Source organism: Streptomyces sp. NPDC001668, assembly GCF_042893155.1.
Classification (GTDB): domain Bacteria; phylum Actinomycetota; class Actinomycetes; order Streptomycetales; family Streptomycetaceae; genus Streptomyces.
On sequence record NZ_JBIAUQ010000026.1, the window covers coordinates 14,672 to 37,469 of the forward strand.

Genomic DNA, 22,798 nt, shown 5'->3' on the forward strand with positions numbered 1-22,798 from the left:
CGAGGTCACCACACCTGAACGCGCAGGAGGCCCGCCCCCTGTCGAAAGGGGCGGGCCTCCTGCAGAGCTACAGCACTCAGGCCACAACCGGTACCGGCACATACGGCGCCAGGTCCGCGGCCAGTTCCTCGTGGACCCGCACCTTGAGGAGGGTGCCCTCCGCCGTGTGCTCCTCGGAGATCACCTCGCCCTCGTCATGGGCGCGGGCGACCAGCTTGCCGTGGGTGTACGGCACGAGCGCCTCGATCTCGACGGACGGCCTGGGCAGTTCGTTGTCGATGAGGGCGAGCAGCTCGGTGATGCCCTGACCGGTGCGGGCCGAGACCGCGATGGAGCGCTTCTCGATCCGCATCAGCCGCTGGAGCGTCAGCGGGTCCGCCGCGTCGGCCTTGTTGATCACGACGATCTCGGGCACGCCGGTGGCGCCGACGTCCCTGATCACCTCGCGCACGGCGGCCAGCTGCTCCTCCGGGTTCGGGTGCGAGCCGTCGACCACGTGCAGGATCAGGTCGGACTCGCCGACCTCCTCCATGGTGGAACGGAACGCCTCGACCAGGTGGTGCGGCAGGTGCCGTACAAAGCCGACGGTGTCGGCCAGCGTGTACAGCCGGCCGCTCGGGGTCTCCGCCCGGCGGACGGTGGGGTCCAGGGTCGCGAACAGGGCGTTCTCGACCAGGACGCCCGCGCCCGTGAGGCGGTTGAGCAGGGACGACTTGCCGGCGTTGGTGTAGCCCGCGATGGCGACCGAGGGCACCTTGTGGCGCTTGCGCTCCTGGCGCTTGATCTCGCGGCCGGTCTTCATGTCCGCGATCTCCCGGCGCATCTTCGCCATCTTCTCGCGGATCCGACGCCGGTCCGTCTCGATCTTGGTCTCACCGGGACCACGGGTGGCGAGGCCGCCGCCCTTGCCGCCGCCCATCTGACGGGACAGCGACTGACCCCAGCCGCGCAGTCGCGGCAGCATGTACTGCATCTGCGCGAGCGCGACCTGCGCCTTGCCCTCTCGGGACTTGGCGTGCTGGGCGAAGATGTCGAGGATCAGGGCCGTACGGTCGATGACCTTGACCTTGACGACGTCTTCGAGGGCGATGAGCTGACCCGGGCTGAGCTCGCCGTCGCAGATGACGGTGTCCGCGCCGGACTCCAGGACGATGTCCCGCAGCTCCTGGGCCTTGCCGGAACCGATGAAGGTGGCCGCGTCGGGCTTGTCGCGGCGCTGGATCACGCCGTCGAGCACGAGCGCGCCCGCGGTCTCCGCGAGGGCGGCGAGCTCGGCGAGGGAGTTGTCCGCGTCCTGCGCTGTCCCCGTGGTCCAGACGCCGACGAGGACGACCCGCTCCAGACGGAGCTGGCGGTACTCGACCTCGGTGACGTCCTCGAGCTCGGTGGAGAGGCCGGCGACGCGGCGCAGGGCCGCGCGCTCGGAGCGGTCGAACTGCTCGCCGTCCCGCTCTCCGTCGATCTCGTGGCTCCAGGCGACGTCCTCTTCCATCAGGGCATCGGCCCGAAGACCTTCGGCGTAGGTGTGCGCGAGGCGCTGCGTGTCCTGGGAAGGGGATGAAGAGGAGGTCATTGGGTCCTTACGTCGTTGGGGATACCGATGCGGCGGTCATGTCTTTCAACGCACGAGTGCCCCGGGAGATTCCCGTGTCCCGTGCCGCGCCGACCTGAAGATGGTCGCACGGCACGGGGCGTCTCGTCATCGCCTTATTTCACCGGTGCGGCTGCGGGTGCCACGGCCTTCCAGTCCGGGTGTCCCGGCATCGGCGGGGTCTTCTCGCCGTAGAGCCAGTCCTGGAGGAAGCCGCGGAGGTCGCGTCCGGAGATCTCTGAGGCGAGGTGCACGAAGTCGGCGGTCGACGCCGTGTCGTCCCGGTGCTGCCGCACCCAGGCGCGCTCCAGGTTCTCGAAGGACCTGCGGCCGATTTCCTGGCGCAGGGCGTAGAGGATCAGGGCGGCGCCGTCGTAGACGTTCGGCCGGAAGATGCTGATCTTCTGGCCGGGCTTGGGCGGCTTGGGCGCGGCGGGCGGTCCGCCGGCGGCGCGCCAGCGGTCGGAGGCGCCGTACGCGGCCTTCATGCGGGCCTCGAGGGTGCGGCCCTCCTTCTCCTCCGCGTACAGGGCCTCGTACCAGGTGGCGTGTCCTTCGTTGAGCCACAGGTCGGACCAGGTGCGGGGGCTGACGCTGTCGCCGAACCACTGGTGGGCGAGCTCGTGGACCATGATCGACTCGACGTACCACTTGGGGTAGGCCGGCTCGGTGAAGAGATCCTTCTCGAAGAGGGAGAGGGTTTGGGTTTCCAACTCGAAGCCGGTGTCGGCGGCGGCCATGAGGATGCCGTACGTCTCGAAGGGGTACGGCCCGACCTTGCCCTCCATCCACGCGAGCTGGGCGGGGGTCCTGTCCAGCCAGGGTTCGAGCGCGGCGCGGTCCTTCGCGGGCACGACGTCCCGGACGGGCAGTCCGTGCGGTCCCGTGCGGTGCAGCACGGTGGAACGGCCGATGGAGACCTGCGTCAGCTCGGTGGCCATCGGGTGCTGGGTGCGGTACGTCCAGGTGGTCGCCTTGCCGACGCGGTCCACCTCCGTCGGCAGCCCGTTCGCGACGGCCGTGTAGCCGTCGGGCGCGGTGACGCGGATGGTGAACATCGCCTTGTCGGAGGGGTGGTCGTTGCACGGGAACACCAGGTGGGCGGCGTCGGCCTGGTTGGCCATGGCGAGCCCGTCCGCGGTGCGCACCCAGCCGCCGTCACGGTCGCCGGCGGAGACGGGGTCGCTCGTGTGCCGGACGGTGATCCGCGTCCAGCTGCCACCGGGGAGCGGTTCGCCGGGGGTGACGACGAGGTCCTCACCTGCGCCGGTGAAGGCGGCCGACCGCCCGTCGACCTGCACCGACTGGACCTCGCCGTGCGCGAAGTCGAGGTTGATGCGGTCGAGTTCGGTCGTCGTCCAGGCGTCGATGGTGGTGACGGCCGTGAGCGGCTTGCTGTTGCTGCCGGAATAGGTGAAGGACAGGTCGTACGACGCCACGTCGTACCCGGGGTTGCCGAGGTGCGGGAAGAGGCGGTCGCCGACACCGAGCGGCGTGGCCGGGGCGCTCGCGGCGAGCAGACAGACGGAGACGGCGGAGGCGAGCAGCGCGGCCGCCTTGCGCCGGCGGGCGCGTCCGGTACGGCGACGGGGGGCGTCGGGTCCTGGCCGGTCGGCGGGGGTGGGGTCGGCGTGAGTGTGGGGGGTGAGCGGCATGCACCACCGCTACCAGCGCGAACGCCCGCCACGACGGCGACGCGCGACCGGCCCACTCGAACGGGGTCGTCCGCTGCGGTGGAGGAGACGCGCGCGGCGGCCCTGGACCGACGGTGCCTCACGCGCGCGGGCAAAGCCGCCGGTGCTGCTCGGGTCGGGCACGGCCCTCTGAGGTGCCGACACGGAACCATCCCGGACGCGGCCGGCCACAGAGGCGTCGGCGCCGCTCCCAGTGGCGAGCCTCCACAGTGCCCTCTCCAGGCGCCCCAGAGGCACCTGACGACACCCGGGACTCCCCCAGGCGCAAACCTCGTCCAGTCGGGCAGACCCCCAAACACCAATCCCGCGTCCGTCATCCCCCAGGCGTCTGTGCCCGGCTCACGTCGTAGACGCCCGGCACGTTCCGCATCGCCCGCATCAGCGCGGGCAGCAGGGCCGCGTCCGGCAGTTGGACCGTGTACGTGTGGCGGACCCGCTGCTGGCTGGGGGGTTCGACGGTCGCGGAGACGATCTCGGCGCCCTCGCCCGCCATGGCCTCGGTGAGGTCGGCGAGGAGGTGCGGGCGGCCGAACGATTCCGCGAACAGTGTGACCCGGCACTCGGCGGTGTCGCCCCAGCGCACGCCGACCTCCGTGCGCCCCACGCCCTTCATGCGTTCCACCGCGGCGCACTCGACGCGGTGCACGGTGACCACTCCCCCGCGCACGGCGAAGCCGGTGATCTCGTCGGGCGGTACGGGCGTGCAGCAGCCGGCCAGTCGTACGGTCGCGCCGGGCTGGTCGACGAGGGCGACCGCGGCGCCCGAGCGGTCGGTGGCCGGGTCGGCAGAGGCCTGCCCCTCGGCGATGATCCGGCCCCCGCTGTCGGGTGTGTCGGCCGCCGACGACTCCGCGGCGGCCGCGCGGAAGATGTTCGCGGCCCCCCGCTCGACCTGCGCGTCGGTCCCACCGGTGGTCGCACCGGTGGTCGCACCGGCCGTCCCGCCCCGCTGCTCCCCGGCCCGTTGTTCCGTGTCCTCCGTGTCCTCCGGCGCCTCGGGCGAGGGATGCGTCGCGATCCACCGCTGGATGGCGATCCGGGCGGCGGGCGTGTGGGCGTGCTCCAGCCACTCCTTGGAGGGCTCGGCGGCCGGGTCCTGGCCCATGAGGAGCTGGACGGTGTCTCCGTCCTTCAGCACCGTGCTCAGGGTCGCCAGACGGCCGTTGACGCGGGCGCCGAGGCACGCGTGCGCGTCCTCGCCGTACTGCGCGTACGCGGCGTCCACACAGGTGGCGCCCTCGGGCAGCCCCAGGGTGCCGCCGTCGGGCCGGAAGACGGTGATCTCGCGGTCCTGGGCGAGGTCCTCACGCAGGGTGGACCAGAAGGTGTCGGCGTCGGGCGCGGCCGCCTGCCAGTCGAGGAGGCGGGAGAGCCAGCCGGGCCGGGTGGGGTCCACCCGCTCGCCGTCGGCCGCGCTGGGCTCCTCCGGGGGGCCCACGTACGGATTGCCGAGCGCGACCACGCCCGCCTCGGCGACCTTGTGCATCTGGTGGGTCCGGATGAGGACTTCGACGACCTGGCCGTCACCGCGCGCCACAGCGGTGTGCAGCGACTGGTACAGGTTGAACTTCGGTACGGCGATGAAGTCCTTGAACTCCGAGACGACCGGCGTCATACAGGTGTGCAGTTCACCGAGGACGGCGTAGCAGTCCGCGTCCTCGCCGACCAGGACCAGCAGGCGGCCGAAGTCCGCGCCGCGCAGGGTGCCGCGCTTGCGGGCCGTGCGGTGCACGGAGACGAAGTGGCGTGGCCGGATGACGACTTCGGCCTGGATGCCGGCCTCGCGCAGCACCCCCCGCACCTCGTCGGCGATCTCGGCGAGCGGGTCGTCCGCGCGGGAGGCGTTGTCGACGATCAACTCGCGTGTGTGCTCGTACTCCTCGGGGTGGAGGATCGCGAAGACCAGGTCTTCCAGCTCGGTCTTGAGGGCCTGGACGCCGAGGCGCTCGGCGAGCGGGATGAGGACGTCGCGGGTGACCTTGGCGATGCGGGCCTGTTTCTCGGGGCGCATCACGCCGAGGGTGCGCATGTTGTGCAGCCGGTCGGCGAGTTTGATCGACATCACGCGCACGTCGTTGCCGGTGGCGACGAGCATCTTGCGGAAGGTCTCGGGTTCGGCGGCGGCGCCGTAGTCGACCTTCTCCAGCTTGGTGACACCGTCGACGAGGAAGCGGACCTCCGCGCCGAACTCCTCGCCGACCTGATCGAGCGTCACCTCGGTGTCCTCGACGGTGTCGTGGAGCAGGGAGGCCGTCAAGGTCGTGGTCTCGGCGCCGAGTTCGGCGAGGATCAGGGTGACGGCGAGTGGGTGTGTGATGTACGGCTCACCGCTCTTGCGCATCTGGCCGCGGTGCGAGGACTCGGCCAGGACCCAGGCGCGGCGCAGGGGTTCGAGGTCGGCGTCGGGATGGTGGGCGCGGTGGGCCTCGGCGACATGGCCGATGGCGTCGGGCAGCCGGTCCCGGGCGGCGGGGCCGAGCAGCGCGGCACGGCCCAGACGGCGCAGGTCGATCCGCGCCCGCCAGCGGGCGGCCGGGCCTGCTACCGGACCTGGGGTCGCGGGGTTCGTCGCCTCCGCACTCATGGGCACCTCCGGCTGCGTGGACCGGCGGACGGGGTGCCCCATGGCGGACACGGCTCAGGGGATGGCATCTGTCCCCCGTCCGGGCCGGTGCTTGATGCTACCGAGCCCATCACGCCCGGCTGACCGCCTCTCGGCGAGCGTGAAACGGATCACCCATTCGAGCGAAGGTTTGTAGGTTTACGATTTCGCGCCACCTGACCGGCGACTGACCATGATTCCGAGCCGCACAAGAAGTCGAGGGCTGCGGTTCCATGCCTTCGACCCCCTGATCATTGCGATTCATACGGTCAACGAACCGCGTTTTCAAGCCAGTCGGCGTCGATCTCGCCCTCCGCGACGATCACCGCGGGGCCGGTCATCTCGATCTCGCCGTCCGCTCGTTCGGTGATCACCAGGGTGCCGCCGGGCAGGTCGACGGTGTACGTCACCGGGTCACCCGTGGCCGCCGGGTCGGCGCCGTCCCGGCGGGCCGTGGCCACGGCGACGGCGCAGGCGCCCGTGCCGCAGGACCGGGTCTCGCCCGCCCCGCGCTCGTGCACGCGCATGGCGACGTGCCGGGGACCGCGGTCGACCACGAACTCGACGTTGACCCCGCTCGGGTAGGCGGCGGCCGGGCTGAAGGGCGGCGGGGAGTACAGGTCGCCGGCGTGCGCGAGGTCGTCCACGAAGGCGACGGCGTGCGGGTTGCCCATGTTCACGTTCCGTGCGGGCCAGCTGCGGTCGCCGACGCTCACCGTGACGTCTCCCCCGGGGAGCGTCGCCCTGCCCATGCCGACGGTGACGTCGCCGTCCTTCGCGATGTGCACGGTCTTCACACCCCCGCGGGTGGCAACCGCCAGGTCGCCCTCGGTGACGTGACCGGCGCGCTGGAGGTAGCGGGCGAAGACGCGTACGCCGTTGCCGCACATCTCGGCGACGGAGCCGTCGCCGTTGCGGTAGTCCATGAACCACTCGGCCTCCCCGGCCATGTGCGTGGCCTCGGGGTGCGCGGCGGACCGTACGACGTGGAGCAGTCCGTCACCGCCGATGCCGGCCCGGCGGTCGCACAGGGCGGCGACGGCGGCGGGGGGCAGGTCGAGGGCGTTCTCGGGGTCCGGGACGATCACGAAGTCGTTCTGGGTGCCGTGGCCCTTGAGGAAGGCGATGCGGGTGCTCATGTCTCGATCGTACGGCGCGGGCCGACGGGAGCTTGCCGCGCGGTCCCGCGCCCCTCTGATCGCGTGGTCCCCCGCCGTCTGAAAGCTGCTAGCGCAGCCTGGCCACACGCCATACCGCGAGCACGACCACCACGGCCACCAGCAGCGCGTACGCGACCACGACCCGCCAGTCCGCGCGGTGGCCCGAACCCTTCTGCGGCAGCCCCGGCCACGTGTAACCAACGCGGCGCGCGGCCATCATGCCCCAGCCGGCCGCGCAGAAGCAGATCAGCAGGCCCAGCATCGCGATCACCGCTCCGCTGTCGCCGAAGTCGAAGGCCAGGGGGAAGGCGAACATCAGGGAGCCGACCGCGGCCAGCGAGACGATGGGCGCGAGCTGCCAGATCCGCAGGCGGCGCTGTGGACGCAGCTCGACCTCGACCTCTTCCCCGCCCGGGAACATCTCCTCGGGCTCGGGGCCGTCGTCGGTCACACCGCCCTGGGTGTCGTCGGGCCCGTCGGGGCTCAGACGGTCCGCGTCCTGCTCCGGTTCACCGCTGTCCGCGGTGCGGGGCTCGGTGCCTTGTGCGGTGTCGCGAGGGCCGGCCTCCATCGCCACGCGCCCTCCCAACTCGGACTCCACTTGGTCGATCGAAGCTCGATGATGGCACGGCGTCGGAGGCCGGGATGACGGCCGGAGCGTCCCGATGCCAGGACGTGATCAGGCTGTGACCGGTCGTTCGACCAACGCCAGTGCGAGCTGCGGAAGTTCTGTGAGATGCGCCGCAGCCCCACTCAACCAGTGCACCCGCGGATCGCGCCTGAACCACGAATCCTGACGGCGCGCGAAGCGTTTCGTGGCACGGACGGTCTCGGCCCGCGCGTCCTCCAGCGTGCACTCCCCCGAGAGCGCCGCGAGCACCTGCTGGTACCCGAGCGCGCGCGAGGCTGTGCGCCCCTCTCGCAACCCGCGCGCCTCCAGCTCCCGCACCTCGTCCACGAGGCCCGCCTCCCACATCCGGTCGACGCGGCGCGCGATGCGCTCGTCGAGCTCGGGCCGGGCGACGTCGACGCCGATCTGGAGGGTGTCGTAGACGGAGTCGTGGCCGGGGAGGTTGGCGGTGAAGGGCTTGCCGGTGATCTCGATCACCTCGAGGGCCCGGACGATACGGCGGCCGTTGCTGGGCAGGATCGCCCGCGCGGCCCCGGGGTCGGCGGCGGAGAGGCGGGCGTGCAGGGCGCCGGAGCCGCGCAGGACGAGTTCCTCCTCCAGGCGGGCCCTGACCTCGGGATCGGTACCGGGGAACTCCAGGTTGTCGACGGCCCCGCGGACGTACAGTCCGGAGCCGCCGACGAGGATCGGCCAGCGCCCCTCGGCGAGCAGCGCGTCGATCCTCGCGCGGGCCAGCCGCTGGTACTCGGCGACGGACGCCGTGACGGTCACGTCCCAGATGTCCAGGAGGTGGTGGGGGACGCCGTCGCGTTCCGCGGGCGTCAGCTTGGCGGTGCCGATGTCCATCCCTCGGTAGAGCTGCATGGAGTCGGCGTTGACGACCTCGCCTCCCAGTCGCTGGGCGAGGAAGACGCCCAGATCGGACTTTCCGGCTGCGGTGGGTCCGACGACGGCGATGACGCGGGGGGCGGGGGGTGCGCTGCTCACCGCCCCAGTCTCGCAAACCACGGGGCACCACCTCGAACGGGTTACGTGACGGTCCGGGTCCGGCGTCGTTGCCAGTTGCGTGGTTTCCGCCGCCCTGTTCACGGAGGCGGCGATCCGGATGGCGCAAACGGGCGCACCGGACGACGCGGGATTTCCCTCGCACGAGTACCGTATGGAGTGGATATGGGCGTTTTCGCACGACTTCTTCGCAGGTCCCGGGCCACGGAGGAGGCGTCAACCGCCGAGACGCAGGCCGACGTCCCGACGGCCGAGTCCGCGGCGGAGGAGGCGGCAGAAGCGAAGGAACCGACGGACGCCGAGGGCGCGGACGGCTCGACGGCGACGGAGGCCGTCGAGGACGCCGCCGCCGAGGGCGTCGAGATCCCCAAGCAGCAGTCCGCCGAAGCGGCGGCCGACCATGAGGCCGGCGACGGCGCCCGTACGTAACTGTCCCGCGTGGGAAGGTGAACGATGGGTCTCCTGGACAATTTCAAGGCCAAGCTCAACCCGGCCAAGGACAAGGTCTCCGGCCTTGCGCAGCAGCACGGCGACAAGATCCAGCACGGTCTCGACAAGGCCGCGAAGGTCGTGGACGAGAAGACCAAGGGCAAGTACAGCGACAGGATCCAGACCGGCACGGGCAAGGCCAAGGGCGCCATGGACCGACTCGCGCACAAGGACGGCACGGAGGGACCAGGTGGCGGCAGCGCGCCGCCGGCCTCACCGCCGCCCGCTTCCTGAACGGCGGCACGGCACTTCGACGGACGGCCGCGGGGCACGCGCCCCCGGCCGTCCGGCGTTGTGGCAGGACGCCGCGGCGGCTCTCCTGCGGCCGTCAGGACCAGGTCGCGACCATGTACCCCACACCGTACGGCGCGTCCTCGTACAGCAGCGAGCCGCCCAGCCCCGCGCCCTCGGCCGCGCCCGCGAGGACCTGCCAGCAGGCCCGCCCCGAGGCCTTCAGCTCGTACGCCGACTCTGCGTCCAGCGACCGCAGGGCCGCCACGTCCGCCGCGCCCAGCGCACGCGCGACCTCCGCGTCGAAGGGGGCCGCGCGCTCGTCGAGGTAGCCGGGTGCCTTGAGCGTGCGGCAGGCGCTGGCGTCGCCCATCACCAGCAGCGCCACCCGCTCGGCCCGGGCGGCGATGCCCCTCCCGGTCTGGATGCACCGCTCGGGCTCCAGAGGTTCCCCCACCCCGAGTCCCTCGATCGGGGCGTCGGACCAGCCGGTGCGCTCCAGCAGCCAGGCGGCGACGGCGAGCGAGGCCGGCAGTTCGCGTTCGGACTCCGCGTCCCGGCCCAGCCGTACGTCGAGATCCACACCGAAGCCGCGGAACGACCCGCGGGTGCCCTCCGGCAGCACGCCTCGCCCACTCCGCTCCGCGGGCCCGACGACCACCAGGAGGTCGGGCCGGGCGGCGGCGAGCACTCCCAGAGCGTCCGTGCAGGCGGCTCGGGCGGCGTCCAGTTCGGGCGCGGCGCCCGCGGCGACCTCGGGCACGAGAAGGGGTGGGCAGGGGCAGACGGCGGCGGCGACAAGCATGGTCGGGAGCCTACTTCCAGGCCCAGGGCCAGGACTCCGGATGGGTGCTCCACGCCAGCTCGGCGAGCCTGTACAGCACGCGGTGGGTGGACATCGCGCCTTCGACGTTCACGTAGTAGGCGTCGCCGTCGCCGATCCGGTAGACCTGTCGGCGCTTCTGGCGCAGGCCGACGCCGGGGCGGTGGGTGCAGGCGATCTCATACAGGCGGGCCCGGGCCTCGTCCTGGGTGGCCTCGAAATGCGCCACCTCGTCGACGTCGTTCTGACGACCGACACTGCGGTCGACGACCACCACCCAGCGCCCCATGGCCCTGCCCCTTGAGTCCTGGCGTCGCTCAGTGCGCCGCGCAGCCGCCCGTGACCGCCGGCAGCGGCTCGGGAATCCCGATCTTCGGGAGGCCCAGCATGACACCAGCGGGCTGGGCGGCCTCGGCCGCGTTCCGCTTCTCCCACGCGTCCCCCGCGCGCGTGCGGCGCACGTCGAGTACGGCGCCCTCGGCGAGGAGGTGGTGCGGGGCGGCGTAGGTGATCTCGACCGTGACCACGTCGCCGGGGCGGACCTCCTGGTCGGGCTTGGTGAAGTGGACCAGGCGGTTGTCGGGGGCGCGGCCGGAGAGGCGGTGGGTCGCGCCGTCCTTGCGGCCCTCGCCCTCGGCGACCATCAGCTCCAGGGTGCGGCCGACCTGCTTCTTGTTCTCCTCCCAGGAGATCTCCTCCTGGAGGGCGACGAGACGCTCGTAGCGCGACTGCACGACCTCCTTGGGGATCTGCCCGTCCATGGTCGCCGCGGGGGTCCCGGGGCGCTTGGAGTACTGGAAGGTGAAGGCGTTCGTGAAGCGGGCCTCGCGGACCACGTGCATGGTCTGCTCGAAGTCCTCCTCGGTCTCGCCGGGGAAGCCCACGATGATGTCGGTCGAGATCGCGGCGTCCGGCATGGCGGCGCGGACCTTCTCGATGATCCCGAGGTAGCGGTCCTGGCGGTACGAGCGGCGCATCGCCTTCAGGACGGTGTCCGAGCCGGACTGCAGGGGCATGTGCAGCTGCGGCATGACGTTCGGGGTCTCGGCCATCGCGGCGATCACGTCGTCGGTGAAGTCGCGGGGGTGGGGAGAGGTGAACCGGACGCGCTCCAGGCCCTCGATCGAGCCACACGCGCGCAGCAGCTTGCTGAAGGCCTCGCGGTCGCCGATGTCGGAGCCGTACGCGTTGACGTTCTGGCCGAGCAGGGTGATCTCGGAGACGCCCTCGCCGACCAGCGCCTCGATCTCGGCGAGGATGTCGCCGGTGCGGCGGTCCTTCTCCTTGCCGCGCAGCGCCGGGACGATGCAGAAGGTGCAGGTGTTGTTGCAGCCGACGGAGATAGAGACCCAGGCCGCGTAGGCGCTCTCGCGCCGGGTCGGCAGGGTGGACGGGAACGCCTCCAGGGACTCGGCGATCTCGACCTGCGCCTCCTCCTGCACGCGCGCGCGTTCCAGCAGGACGGGCAGCTTGCCGATGTTGTGCGTGCCGAAGACGACGTCGACCCAGGGGGCCTTCTTCACGATGGTGTCGCGGTCCTTCTGGGCGAGACAGCCACCGACGGCGATCTGCATGCCGGGCCGGGAGGCCTTGCGGGGGGCGAGGCGGCCGAGGTTGCCGTAGAGCCGGTTGTCGGCGTTCTCCCGCACCGCGCAGGTGTTGAAGACGACGACGTCCGCGTCCCCGTCGGAGCCCTCGGGCGCGGGCACGTACCCGGCCTCCTCCAGCAGTCCGGACAATCGCTCGGAGTCGTGGACGTTCATCTGGCACCCGTAGGTGCGCACTTCGTACGTTTTCGGAGATGAAACGTCCACTGCCGGGCTCCGGTCGCTGCTGATGGTCATGGGTCAAGGGTAGGCGCTTGCGGGGAGCGCCGGTCCCGGGGTCACGCTGCCCGAGTCCCCTGGAGCCCGGCGACACCCTCCCTCACGGGCGCACCAACCGGCCCAACGTCCCCCCGTCGACTGATGACGGCTCCAGGTGGGCCGCACCCCGCAGGGGCCGGTCCGCGACCACCACGAAGTGGACGCCCGGGACCTGGCCGGCGGCCAGGCGGGAGGCCACGGCGTCGCGGGCCGTGGTGCCGGTGGTGACGACGGTGGAGCATCGCAGCTGCACGAGGGTGTCGACGTAGGCGGCGGGTTTGACCCGCGGGGGCATTACATAGCGCTGTACGACCAGACGCGCGCCGCTCTCCTGGGCCAGCCGGCGCATCGCCGCCCAGGTTCCGGTCGGGTCCGGGTCGGCCGAGGTGAGGAGGCAGGCCCGGGTTGCGGTGTCGACATGCGAGACCGGCGCCGGTGGTCCGGCGGTCTCGCCCGCGTCCGGGCGCGGCAGCAGTGCTGCGCCCACGGCCACGGCCAGCACAGCCAGGGTGCCCGCTCCGAACAGGACCCCGCGTCGGCCGCGCAGGGAAAACGTCCGCATCTCCTCAGCCCACTCTCTCCCGTTCGGACGGCGGCGGCCACGCGGGCAACCGGGCGCCGGACTCCAGGTTCTTGTCGTGCCGGTCGCCTAGTCCACGAGTTGCAGTTCGTACGGCGCCGTCGGCCATTCGGGCATCCAGTCCGTCTCGATCTCACCCGCGAGCATCCGCGGGAACCACTCGCCGAACTCCAGGTCGGTGTCGAGCCAGTCCGCCCAGCCGCGCCGGAACGCCGACACCGTCCAGCGGCCGTCGCCCCGGTCGACCAGGAACAGCTGGTCCCCCTCGATGGTGTTGCCCCACACCAGGGCACCCCCGGGCGTGGGCAGAACCCGGTGCGGGACGGTCCGCGAGTCCTCCAGCAGCCGGCCCATCCGCGCCGCGTAGGGGACCAGCTCTCGGGCGCCGCAGAAGAGGAGGTACTCGCAGATGACGGTGTCGCCGTACGCCCCCGCGAGGGAGACGAAGTCGGGTGGGAACACCACTCCCCACTCGCGTGCCACCGCTTCGATCTCCTTCTCGTCCGACCGGACCGGCGGTCCGAGCAGCGCGGAGAGGGCGGGGGGATCAGTGCGCGGGTTCATTACCACACTCCATGCTGACAGTGACTGCCGGCGGCGGTCGGGTTGTTCTTGATCACGCATTCCATCTGAACGTCGCCCGAGGTGACGTACTCCAGCGCGGTGGGCACGGTCGAGTCCTTGTTGCCGTAGACCGGGTAGGACTCGACGTAGACGCTACCGCCGCTCTTGATGGCGCTGACCACGGCATCTTCCGCGTGGTCGTACATCCACTGGTTCGCCGTCTGGTACATCGGGACGAAGTTGCGGGTGTCGGTGTTGGAGCCGCCCATCGCATAGCCGACGAGGTGGGCACGGGCCCGGTTGGTGGCGGGCAGGGAGTTCAGGCCCGGCAGGGCGAAGCCGAGCCTCGGCCGCGGTGGCGGCGTGTAGTTGGCCTGGCTGAGCTGGGCGAAGGCGCCGGTGGCCACGCATTCGCCGGCCTGCTTGTGGCGCGGGAGGTAGACGATGCCCGGGTTGGTGAAGCCTGCTCCGGTGTTGCAGGAGTCCTTCTTCTCGCCGTCGTCATCGTCGTCCCCGGTGCAGCCGCCGGTGGCCACGCAGACGGCGGCCGTGGTCAGGCCGGCCGCGATGGCCGAGGCGGCGTTGCGGACAGAGTTGCCGATGTTGATGCGGACGGTGGGCGGCTCGGCCGCGGAGGAGATCGAGTGGACCGCGAGGGTGCCCTTGCCGATCGAGGCGGTGATCTTGATGGCATGGGCGCGGATCGCGGCGCGGCGGGCGGCCTCGGCGGCGGCCCGGGCGGCAGCCGCGGCGGCCGCGGCCCTGGCGGCCTCGGCGGCGCTGACGCCACCGCCCCCGCCTCCACCGCAGTAGCCGCAATACGCGCTGCCACCTCCACCGCCACCGCCGCCGCCGCCGGAGGACCTCCCACTGCCCCGGCTGCCGCTGGTGTCGGTCCTGCCGTAGTGCTGCTGGCAGGCCATCGACCAGACCTCGGCGCAGATGCCGTAGCTGCTGGTCGCGGCGCTGGAGTGGCTCGCGGCGGACGAGGAGGCGTGGCTGTGGGACGAGGAGTTCGACGAACCCCAGGAGGACAGCGAGTTCAAGCCGTCGGAGATGCTCCTGGACAGGCTGGAGCAGTACGCCATGCAGGCGCCGATCAGGGCCGTGCCCAGAAGGTAGGCGCCCTCCGCCTCACCGATGCACGCGTCCCAGAAACAGTGCCCACTGGGGTCGGTCCTGGTCAGCGGATCGTCACCGACGTACGCGTACGGGTCGGCGTCGGCGCTGCCTCCCACAGCCGTGTTGTCGACGGTGTCCGCCGAGTCGAAGGTGCCGGTGCCCGGCGTGTACCAGCGGGAGTGCATGTCGACGCCGCCGGTGGCCGTGTCGGTGAACTCGCTCTGGTAGCCGACGGTTCCGGTGAGCGTGGAGGCGAGGGTGGTGCCCCACGGGTCGTAGCTCGCCGAACCGCCCAGCGTCGTACCGGCGGCGGTGAACTGGCCGATGAGGTCGCTGTGCAGGTCGGTCAGGGCCAGGGTGGCTCCGCTCGCCGACGCCTCACCGGTGAGGGCGCCCGACGTGTCACGGCTGTAGGTCGTGGTGCCGTCGGAGGCCACGAGGTTGTCCGTGCCGGAGTAGGACAAGCCCTTCGAGCCCGCGGTGATCGCGCGGCCCAGCGCGTCATAGGTGTAGGACGTCGAGCCGGCGGTGATCTGCTGCCCGTAGGCGTCGAAGGTGTATGCCGTCGTGTCCTTGGTGGCCAGGGTGGAGCGGGCCGTGTAGCCGTAGCTGTGCGTGCCGTCCGAGGTGAGCTGGTCGCGGGCGTTGTAGGTGTACGTCGTCGACCCGGCCGTCAGCCGGTTGCCGTCGCCGTCGTAGGTGTAGCCGGTGGTCGTGGAGCCGGAGGTCCAGGACGTGAGGCGGTTCGCGTAGTCGTAGCCGTAGGTGTTGGCGGAGGCGCCCTGCACACCGGTCGTCGTCTTGGACGTGAGGTTGCCGTTCTCGTCCCAGTCGTAGGCGACCTTGGCGACCGTGGCGCCGGCGGACGTGGAGAGGGTGTCGGTGGTCGGCCGGTGCAGGGAGTCGTAGCCGAAGCCGCGCACGTCGCCGGAGGTGCCGTAGCTGACGGACTTGGGCTGGGACAGGAGGTTGTACTGGTACGTCAGGGTCGTGCCGGTCGACGCGTCGGTGTCGGTGTTCAGCCGGCCGTCGGTGTCGTAGGTGTAGGTGCTGGTGCCCGAGGCGTCGGTGCGGGTGAGCGGGGACTCGTCGGGGTTGTAGGTGAAGGACGAGGTGCCGCCCTGGCCGGAGGTGGTCAGGACGTCGCCGAGGGCGTTGGTGTCGTAGTACTCCCAGGTGCCGCCGACGGCGGAGGCCACCAGGTGTCCGTTGAGGGAGTACGCGAAGTGGCGGTCGGCGGTGGTGGCGTCGGCGCCGGTGCCGGTCTGTGCGGTCAGGTCGTCCAGGGCGTCGTAGGTGCTGGTGACGGTGACGCCGCCGGGGTCGGTCTGCGTCACCAGGCGGCCGCGCTCGTCGTAGGTGTACGCGGTGGTCCGGTCCGCCGCGCCGGTGTAGCCGGTGACGGCCGGAACCTCCTTGGTGGCCCGCAGGCCCAGGGAGTTGTAGCTGTAGTAGGTGGTGTCCCGGTTGCCGTCGGTGTACGCGGTCTGGTGCCCGGCGGCGTCGTAGCCGAAGTCGGTGGTGATCGAGGCGGTGTCGCTGACCGGTTCGGTCTGCCGGGTCAGGTCGCCGAGGGCGTCGTAGTCGTAGCTCGTGGTGTGCCGGCGGGCGTCGGTGACGGTCTTCGTCCGGCCGTCGTTGTCGTACGTCGCCGAGGTCGACGACAGTGTGGCGCCACTGGAGTCCAGGTTCGCGGTGGCGGTACGCCGGCCGGCCGCGTCGTAGTCGGCCGTCTGCGCGGTCCGGTCCGGCAGGAGCGTCTTGATCACGTCGTCGCGCAGGTCGTAGCTGTACGTGGTGGTGTCATCGGTGGTGTCGGAGGTGGTGTGGGTGCGGCCCAGGGCGTCGTACGTGTAGTGCGCGGTGACACCGCTGACGGAGGACGTCGTGGCGACCTGGCCCGCCGGGTTGTACGCGGTGTCGGTCTCCACCTTCGTCTGGGCGCTGGTGGACGTGTACACGTACGCCCAGGTGCTGCTGTCGCGGCCGAGGTCGTCGTAGCCGTGGTGGGTGACGGAGCCATAGGGCGAGGTCTCGGTCAGGCGGTTGCCCGCCAGGTCGTAGGAGTAGGTGAAGGTGCCCCTGGTGTCCGTGCCGTCGACGGGGATGGCCGGGTTGGTCTGCTGGACCAGGTCGCCCGACTGGTCGTACCGGTAGTCGGTTTCGCCCTTGGCGTCGGTCACGCTCAGGACGTTCCCGGACCCGTCGTAGGTCCAGGCGGTTGTGGCGGAGACCGAGTTGTACGACGGCAGGGTGGTGCCGGTCCTGCGGCCGTCGCGGTCGTAGGCCGTGGCCGTGATGTGGCCCTGCGCGTCCTGGGCCTCGGTGCGGTCACCGAAGGTGTCGTAGCCGTTGACGGTGGTCGGGTAGACGGTGGCCGTCTCGCCGGTGCCGGGGGTGGTCGTGGTGATCGCCGGGCTCGTGGTGGTGGTCGGGCGGCCCGCCTCGTCGTCGGCGTAGTTCGTGACCTGGTTCTGCGGGTCGGTCGAGGTGACCTTCAGGCCGCGCTTGTCGTAGGTCGCCCTGGTGGTGAGGGTGAGCGAGCCGGAGACGTACTGGCCGGCGGACAGCACGTCGCCCGCGGGGTCGTAGGCGTACGTCCACTTCTGGGCCGGGTCGCCCGCCGCGTCGGTCTGCGTCGAGGTCAGGACGCGGGAGTCGTCGTCGAAGGTGAACGCGGTCGCGCGGGCCAGGGTGCCGGGGTCCTCGGTGCTGCCGGTGGTGCGGTCGGCGGCGTCGACCGTGTAGGTCGTGGTGAGGGTGCCGTTCCTGGTGGTCCTCGCGGTGAGGTTACCGGCGTCGTCGTAGCTGTCCTGCTCGTCGACGGAGGTGGTGCCCGAGGAGCCGGTGCGGGTGAGCTGTTTGGTCAGGCCGTTGTCGTAGTAGTCGTAGGTGGTGGTGACGCCGATGCCGTTCGTACTGGCGTGCAGGCGGCCGCCCGGGTCGTAGGTCCGGTGCTCCAGCAGCTGGGCGGTCGCCGTCCCGGGTGTGGCCGACGAGCCGGTGTAGTCGGTGAGCGTGGTGTCCACCAGGTTGCCGTCGGCGTCGTGGGTGAAGGTGTAGGTCTGGCCGTCGGGGTCGGTTTCGTCAGACTTGTTGCCGTAGGCGTCGTAGCCGAACGTGGTCCCGTGCTGTTCGGGGTCCGTGACGGTCTTCAACTGGCCGAAGTCGTCGTAGGTGTCGACCGTCGAGCGGGCGGTGTCGCCACCGGTCGTGTCCGAGACCGTGCTGGTGAGCGTGTTGCCGTCCGGGTCGTACGTGGTGGTCGTCAGGGCCGTGTGGACCGTGCCGGTGACGGCGTTGGTCGTCCCCGGGTCGAGTGCGGTGCGGACCCGGCCCAGCGCGTCGTAGGTGTAGCGGGTGACCAGGCCCGCCGGGAAGGTGTCGGAGATCTCGGTCTTCGTCAGGACCCGGCCGAGCTGGTCGTAGGTGTAGCGGGTGACCAGGCCGAGCGGTGAGGTCTCCTGGGCGAGGTCGCCGTTCGCGTAGTAGAGGTACGACGTCGTCGCGCCGCCCGGTGTCACCGTCGAGGCCAGCAGGCCGGCCGGGGCGAGGGTGCCGGAGACGTAACCGGCCGTCGTGGCGTCGGTGTACGTCTTCTTCGTCGTCAGGCCCGCGCTGTGACCGGTGACCGCGGGGGTCGTGGTGGTGAGCAGGTTGCCGTTGGTGTCGTAGGTGTTCGTCGTCCGGTAGGTCGTGTCCGTCGCACTGGACGAGCGGCCGTCGGAGGAGGTCAGCAACTGGTCGTTGCGCGGGTCGGTGTCCGAGGACGTGTTCAGGTAGTAACCGAAGTACGAGGTCGAGCACTTGGACGCCGACTGGTCCTGGCAGGTCGTGCGGGACACCACGTCACCGCGGGAGTTGTGGCCGGTGGTGGTCACGTTCCCGTTGCCGTCGGTGGTCGTGTAGAGGAAGCCCGAGGTGTCGTAGCCGTAGGAGGTGGTCGCTCCGGTGCCGTCGGTCTCGCTGAGGATGCGGCCGCCGTCGGACAGGTCGTAGGTGCTGGTCAGGGTGGCGTGGCCGGGGTCGGTGACGTCGACGGACTCGGTGGCGACGGTGCCGGTGGACTGCTTGTAGGCGTTCCACTCCGTCGCGACCTGGGTGGAGGTCACCGCGTGGTCGTAGAAGGCGGCCTCGGCGAGCGAGCCCTTGAAGTGACTGACCTCGCCCGGCGAGTCCATCCAGGCCTTGGCGAAGCCGGCGCCGAGGTAGGTGAGGGTGTTGGACTGGTCGGCCGGGGTGCCGGAGAAGGTGTCCTGCCTGGTGCCGTCCAGGTACAGGGTCTGGGTGGAGCCGTCGGAGCTGAGCACCGCGTAGTGCCAGGCGTTGTCGGTGACCGTGCCCGTGGAGCCGAAGTCGGCGCTGCCCGAACCGCTCACGCTCCACCAGTGGCCGTGCAGCTTGTTGTCCGAGCCGACGTACAGCACGGGCGTCCAGGAGCCGGAGGCCGCGGTGGCCCCGTCGATCGCCACGGACTGGTCGCCGACCAGCACGCCCGGGGTGGACGTCTTGAACCAGATGCCCACGGCCCGCTTGGTGTCGGAGTGCAGCAGGTCGTCCGGGACGGAGACGTACGAGGTCGTCCCGTCGAAGGACGCCGCGGTGTTCGCGGTGCTGTCCTTGGCGGCGAACGGGCCGGTGACGCCGAGGGTGACGTTGTTGTACGTGCCGTCGCCGCCGTTGACCTCGTCGGCGGCATAGGTCGCGGAGGTGTCCTCGTCGCCGAGCTGCCAGTAGCCGGCGGGGTCCGCACCGAGCACCGAGCCCCGGTAGACCGCGCTGGAGCCCGCCACGGTCGGGGTGCCGAGGTGCCAGGTACCGCCGTGCTCGTCGGTGACGTCGGTCAGACGGTCGGCGGCGGTGTCGTAGGAGACCGCCGCGGTGGTACGTCCGGCCGGGCTGGAGGCATTGGTGAGCAGGGCCGCGCTCGCCGTGCCGGCCGCGTACAGGTCGTCGACCTGGGAGGCGGTGATCGGGTGGCTGTAGAAGGAGACGTCGGACATCGAGCCGGTGAAGTAACTGACGTCACCGGGTGAGTCGAGCCAGGAGGCGGCGAAGCCGGCGCCGAGGTAGGTGTAGACGTCGGTCTGGTCGTCGGGGGTGCCGGAGAAGGTGTCCTGCTTGGTGCCGTCCAGGTACAGGGTCTGGGTGGAGCCGTCGGAGCTGAGCACCGCGTGGTGCCAGGCGTTGTCGGTGACCGTGCCCGTGGAGCCGAAGTCGGCGCTGCCCGAACCGCTCACGCTCCACCAGTGGCCGTGCAGCTTGTTGTCCGAGCCGACGTACAGCACGGGCGTCCAGGAGCCGGAGGCCGCGCTCGCGCCGGTGACGGACTTGGACTGGTCGCCGATCAGCACGCCCTTCTTGGACGTCTTGAACCACAGCGACACCGCGCGCGTCGTGCTGGCGTGCAGGAGTGCGGCCGGGACCTTCACATAGCCGGTGCCGGCGAGGGTCGCGGACTTCGCCGTGGAGCCGGTGAGCGGGCCGGTGGTGCTGCCCAGGGTGGCGTTCGTGTAGGTGCCCGCGTCCGTCTGCTCGTTGGCCAGGACGGAGGAGGCGGCGGTCGTGCTGCCGGACGGCTGGTCCAGGCGCCAGTAGCCGCTGGGCCCGGCGTCCAGGGCGGCGGACGGGTAGTTGGAGCCGTCGGTGTAGGTGTAGGCGTAGCAGGAGGTCGACGCGGTGCCCGGGCTGGTGGCGGCGGGCGGGCAGACCGAGGTGAGCCGGTCACCGGTGTAGCCGTACGTCCACAGGGCGGCCGTGCTCGCATCACCGTTCGTGATGACGGTCTGCACGTGGTCGTGGGCAGCGCCTGAGGGCTTGGACCAGGTGAAGGTCAGGGTGCGGCCGGATACGTCGTTCTTGACGGTGCTCAGCCGGTGCGAGCTGTCGTAGGTGAGCGTCTCGGTGAGTCCGGCGTGGGTCTTGATCTGCGACAGCAGCCAGATGTTGGTGCCGCCCGCGGTGCCGAAGGTGTACGTCGTGCCCGAGGTCTCGGTCAGTGAGTAGCCGGCGCTCAGCGCCTTGAAGGTGCCGTAGGTGCCGGTCGGCGGGGTGTAGCCGGAGGAGGAGTAGCCCCAGCGCTGCCGCTTGCCGCCGTCGTCGGTGATCACCACGCTCTTGGAGCCGTCGTCGTCCATCACGGCCCGCATGTCGGCGAGCGCCGACCAGCCCGCGCCGAACGCCCCTGCGGTGCTGGTGTCCAGGGAGTTGTAGGAGCGGGTCACGTCCAGGGACGGGCCCACGGTGGAGACGGAGGCGTCGGTGGCGGAGGTGGTGTAGTTGCCGGCCTCCTCGTCGTAGCCGTGCCCGCCGTTCTGCGCGAGGCGGGAGGCGATCAGAGGCTGTGCCACCAGGGTGGACAGGGACTGGGTGGCGCTGGTCGTGGTGGACCAGCCGTCGTTCGCGGAGACCGTCCAGTAGTACGACTTCGACCAGTCCAAGTCACCCGACGGCACGGTCCACTTGGTGGAGGTCTGCCAGCCGGAGGTGTCGATCTGGGTGCCGGCGGAGGAGTAGACCGCGAAGTCGTACTTGAGCGGGGTGGTGGGCCAGGAGTCCGGGTCGACCGCCTTGACCTGGAGCTGGGGGCGCAGTGAGGGGGAGGTGAAGTTCGCCTTGGGGTAGGTGTGTTCGATGTCCGGGGCGGAGTTCTTGCTGTACGTCACCGTGATGTAGGGCGAGTGGCTGTCGACCTGGTCCGAGTCGAACTTCTTCCACTGGTTCGAGCTGGTCGCCGAGGAGAACACCGACAGGCCGTAGTTCTCCGTCTGCCCGAGGGCGATCTTCTGGAACCAGTCGGTGTCCAGGTCGGTGGTCTGCCACTGGCCGGTCCCGGTGGACACCGAGGTGTTGCCGCACACCGTGCCGGAGACCGTGCCCGACCAGGTGCCTATGGAGGCCGAGGTCGCCGGCCGGTCCGACCAGGACTTCTGGCCGGTCACCCACCACTGCTCGGTGATCGGATACACGTTGTACGAGGTGGACGAGCTGCACGTGTACGCCCACACGTCGAACAGGTGCAGGTCGGCGTCGCTGATGTGGTAGCCGTCGGTGTCCGGCAGCCCGAGGAACTTCATGAACGCCTGCCCGATGTACGAGCCGCCGTCCGGGGTGCCGACGCGCATGATCGTGTCGGACGAGTAGTCGGCGGTGTTCGGGTAGTAGACGTACGTCGTCAAGGTCTGGCCGGCTGTCGTCACCGACATCGTCGGGTCGACGGTCACGGGGAACCGGATGTCCGATCCCGCGAGCCAGTTCGGGTCCAGGGACATCCTCACGGCCGGGGTGCCGTCGACGTCGGTGACGCTGTACGTCATCGCCCAGTTGTCGTGGGACTCACCGGTGGCGGGGTCGACGTAGGAGTCCCGGGCGAACGGCTGGGGCAGGGTCGCGACCGCGGTGCCGCCGCCGTCGACGAGTTCCACGGTGCCGTCGGACGCGGTGGTCAGGGTGAGGCCCTTGAGGGTCATCGGGAAGACCCAGCTGGTCGGCGCGTTCGCCGAGGCCAGCACGAGGGACTCCTTGACGCCGTTGGCGGTCGGTGCGAGGACGAGCTCGGTGTCGGTGAGGACGTCGTCGTACTCGACGTCGGAGCCCGAGGCGGTGCCGGTGACCGCGTTCGCGCCGGCCAGGGACCAGGAGACCGACTCGTCGTCGGAGATGGTCAGCGTGGCCAGGTCGCCCTGCGCCGAGGTGCCGGAGGTGACGGTCGGGCCGGGGGTGGGTGACGGGTCGTCGGCGGCCGTCGTCCGCCAGGTGAAGCCGGCGGGCACGACGGAACCGCCGCCCTTCACGGCACCGGTGGAGGGTGCGAAGGAGACGCCCAGGGAGTTGGCCTTCTCGTGCCAGCGGCCGTCGCCGCTCTTCGCCACCTCGGTGTCGATGGACTTCCATGTCCCGGTGGAGTCCTTGTAATTGATCCGGGACTGGGACATCTTCCGGGTGAAGGAGCCGTCGGTGTTCTGGAAGTAGTCGAAGGTCGCGCCGGACTTGGCGGCCACGCGCTTGCTGGTCCTCGCGTCGAAGCCCCCGCGCGCCGTGCCGGACCGTGACTGCCCGGCCCGGGTGCCGTGGGGCGCCTTCCAGGCGGCCAGCTGCCCCTTGCCCTTGCCGGGCGTTCTGCCTGCGGGGTGCCCCTGTCCGGCCTTCGCGGCGTGCACGTCGTGCGCCGAGCCGGTCTTCGAGCGCGGGCCCGGGCCGTCCGAGCCCGACAGCCACTTCCACACGTGGTCCAGCCCGGTGCCCAGCGAGGGCGACGGTCGCGTCGCCGCGTAGGCCGCCGCTCCCTCCTGGGCCCAGAAGGACAACAGCAACGGAACCACGGCCAGCCACACACGCCAGCGCGACAGCGGACGCACCCCACCCACCGAACCTTTACGAACGCACCGCACCACCGACAGGACCAGCCACTAAGCAGGCTGCGGCAGCAAGTTGTAAGCGCC

Annotated in this window: 14 protein-coding genes; 2 read left to right on the forward strand and 12 right to left on the reverse strand. The window is 71.0% G+C overall.

Translation table 11 applies throughout. The annotated features are described in order from the left end of the window. Positions 1-76: 76 nt before the first annotated feature. The 6 genes from hflX to miaA form a co-directional block, all read right to left on the reverse strand. Positions 77-1,573, reverse strand: a complete 1,497-nt coding sequence (hflX, locus tag ACFYZ8_RS43965) for a GTPase HflX (protein WP_359038664.1) — start codon at positions 1,571-1,573, stop codon at positions 77-79. Between the two features lie 134 nt (positions 1,574-1,707). Next, positions 1,708-3,246: a M1 family metallopeptidase gene (locus ACFYZ8_RS43970; RefSeq protein WP_388542437.1), complete on the reverse strand. Its 1,539-nt coding sequence runs from the start codon at positions 3,244-3,246 to the stop codon at positions 1,708-1,710. A gap of 352 nt (positions 3,247-3,598) precedes the next feature. After that, positions 3,599-5,869 (reverse strand): RelA/SpoT family protein, encoded by a 2,271-nt coding sequence (locus ACFYZ8_RS43975; RefSeq protein WP_388542435.1) that lies wholly within the window; start codon positions 5,867-5,869, stop codon positions 3,599-3,601. A gap of 287 nt (positions 5,870-6,156) precedes the next feature. After that, entirely contained in the window at positions 6,157-7,026 is an 870-nt protein-coding gene (gene dapF, locus ACFYZ8_RS43980; RefSeq protein WP_359038670.1) for a diaminopimelate epimerase, read from the reverse strand. Positions 7,027-7,114: 88 nt separating this feature from the next. After that, positions 7,115-7,618 carry a hypothetical protein gene (locus ACFYZ8_RS43985; protein WP_359038708.1) on the reverse strand — a complete coding sequence of 168 codons (504 nt, stop codon included), beginning with the start codon at positions 7,616-7,618 and terminating at the stop codon, positions 7,115-7,117. 108 nt (positions 7,619-7,726) lie between these two features. Continuing rightward, on the reverse strand, positions 7,727-8,665 hold the full coding sequence (gene miaA, locus ACFYZ8_RS43990; RefSeq protein WP_359038672.1) for a tRNA (adenosine(37)-N6)-dimethylallyltransferase MiaA: 939 nt from the start codon (positions 8,663-8,665) through the stop codon (positions 7,727-7,729). Positions 8,666-8,848: 183 nt separating this feature from the next. On the opposite strand from miaA, the gene ACFYZ8_RS43995 reads away from it, so the two are divergent. Next, positions 8,849-9,112, forward strand: coding sequence for a hypothetical protein (locus ACFYZ8_RS43995; protein ID WP_388542433.1), 264 nt, complete (start codon positions 8,849-8,851; stop codon positions 9,110-9,112). A 24-nt stretch (positions 9,113-9,136) separates the two neighbouring features. Then, positions 9,137-9,406 carry an antitoxin gene (locus tag ACFYZ8_RS44000; protein ID WP_359038676.1) on the forward strand — a complete coding sequence of 90 codons (270 nt, stop codon included), beginning with the start codon at positions 9,137-9,139 and terminating at the stop codon, positions 9,404-9,406. Positions 9,407-9,500: 94 nt separating this feature from the next. Here the strand turns inward: ACFYZ8_RS44000 and ACFYZ8_RS44005 are convergent, their stop codons facing one another. The 6 genes from ACFYZ8_RS44005 to ACFYZ8_RS44030 form a co-directional block, all read right to left on the reverse strand. After that, positions 9,501-10,208 (reverse strand): class III extradiol dioxygenase subunit B-like domain-containing protein, encoded by a 708-nt coding sequence (locus tag ACFYZ8_RS44005; RefSeq protein ID WP_388542431.1) that lies wholly within the window; start codon positions 10,206-10,208, stop codon positions 9,501-9,503. 10 nt (positions 10,209-10,218) lie between these two features. After that, positions 10,219-10,515, reverse strand: coding sequence for a hypothetical protein (locus ACFYZ8_RS44010; protein ID WP_388542429.1), 297 nt, complete (start codon positions 10,513-10,515; stop codon positions 10,219-10,221). Positions 10,516-10,543: 28 nt separating this feature from the next. Continuing rightward, positions 10,544-12,070: a tRNA (N6-isopentenyl adenosine(37)-C2)-methylthiotransferase MiaB gene (gene miaB / locus ACFYZ8_RS44015; protein ID WP_359038682.1), complete on the reverse strand. Its 1,527-nt coding sequence runs from the start codon at positions 12,068-12,070 to the stop codon at positions 10,544-10,546. 82 nt (positions 12,071-12,152) lie between these two features. After that, a complete protein-coding gene (locus tag ACFYZ8_RS44020) occupies positions 12,153-12,653 on the reverse strand; it encodes a hypothetical protein (RefSeq protein WP_388542427.1) in 501 nt (166 codons plus the stop codon). An 87-nt stretch (positions 12,654-12,740) separates the two neighbouring features. After that, positions 12,741-13,235: a hypothetical protein gene (locus ACFYZ8_RS44025; RefSeq protein ID WP_359038686.1), complete on the reverse strand. Its 495-nt coding sequence runs from the start codon at positions 13,233-13,235 to the stop codon at positions 12,741-12,743. Continuing rightward, positions 13,235-22,714, reverse strand: coding sequence for a LamG-like jellyroll fold domain-containing protein (locus ACFYZ8_RS44030; protein WP_388542425.1), 9,480 nt, complete (start codon positions 22,712-22,714; stop codon positions 13,235-13,237). Before ACFYZ8_RS44030 ends, ACFYZ8_RS44025 begins: the two co-directional genes overlap by 1 nt. Positions 22,715-22,798: the final 84 nt, after the last annotated feature.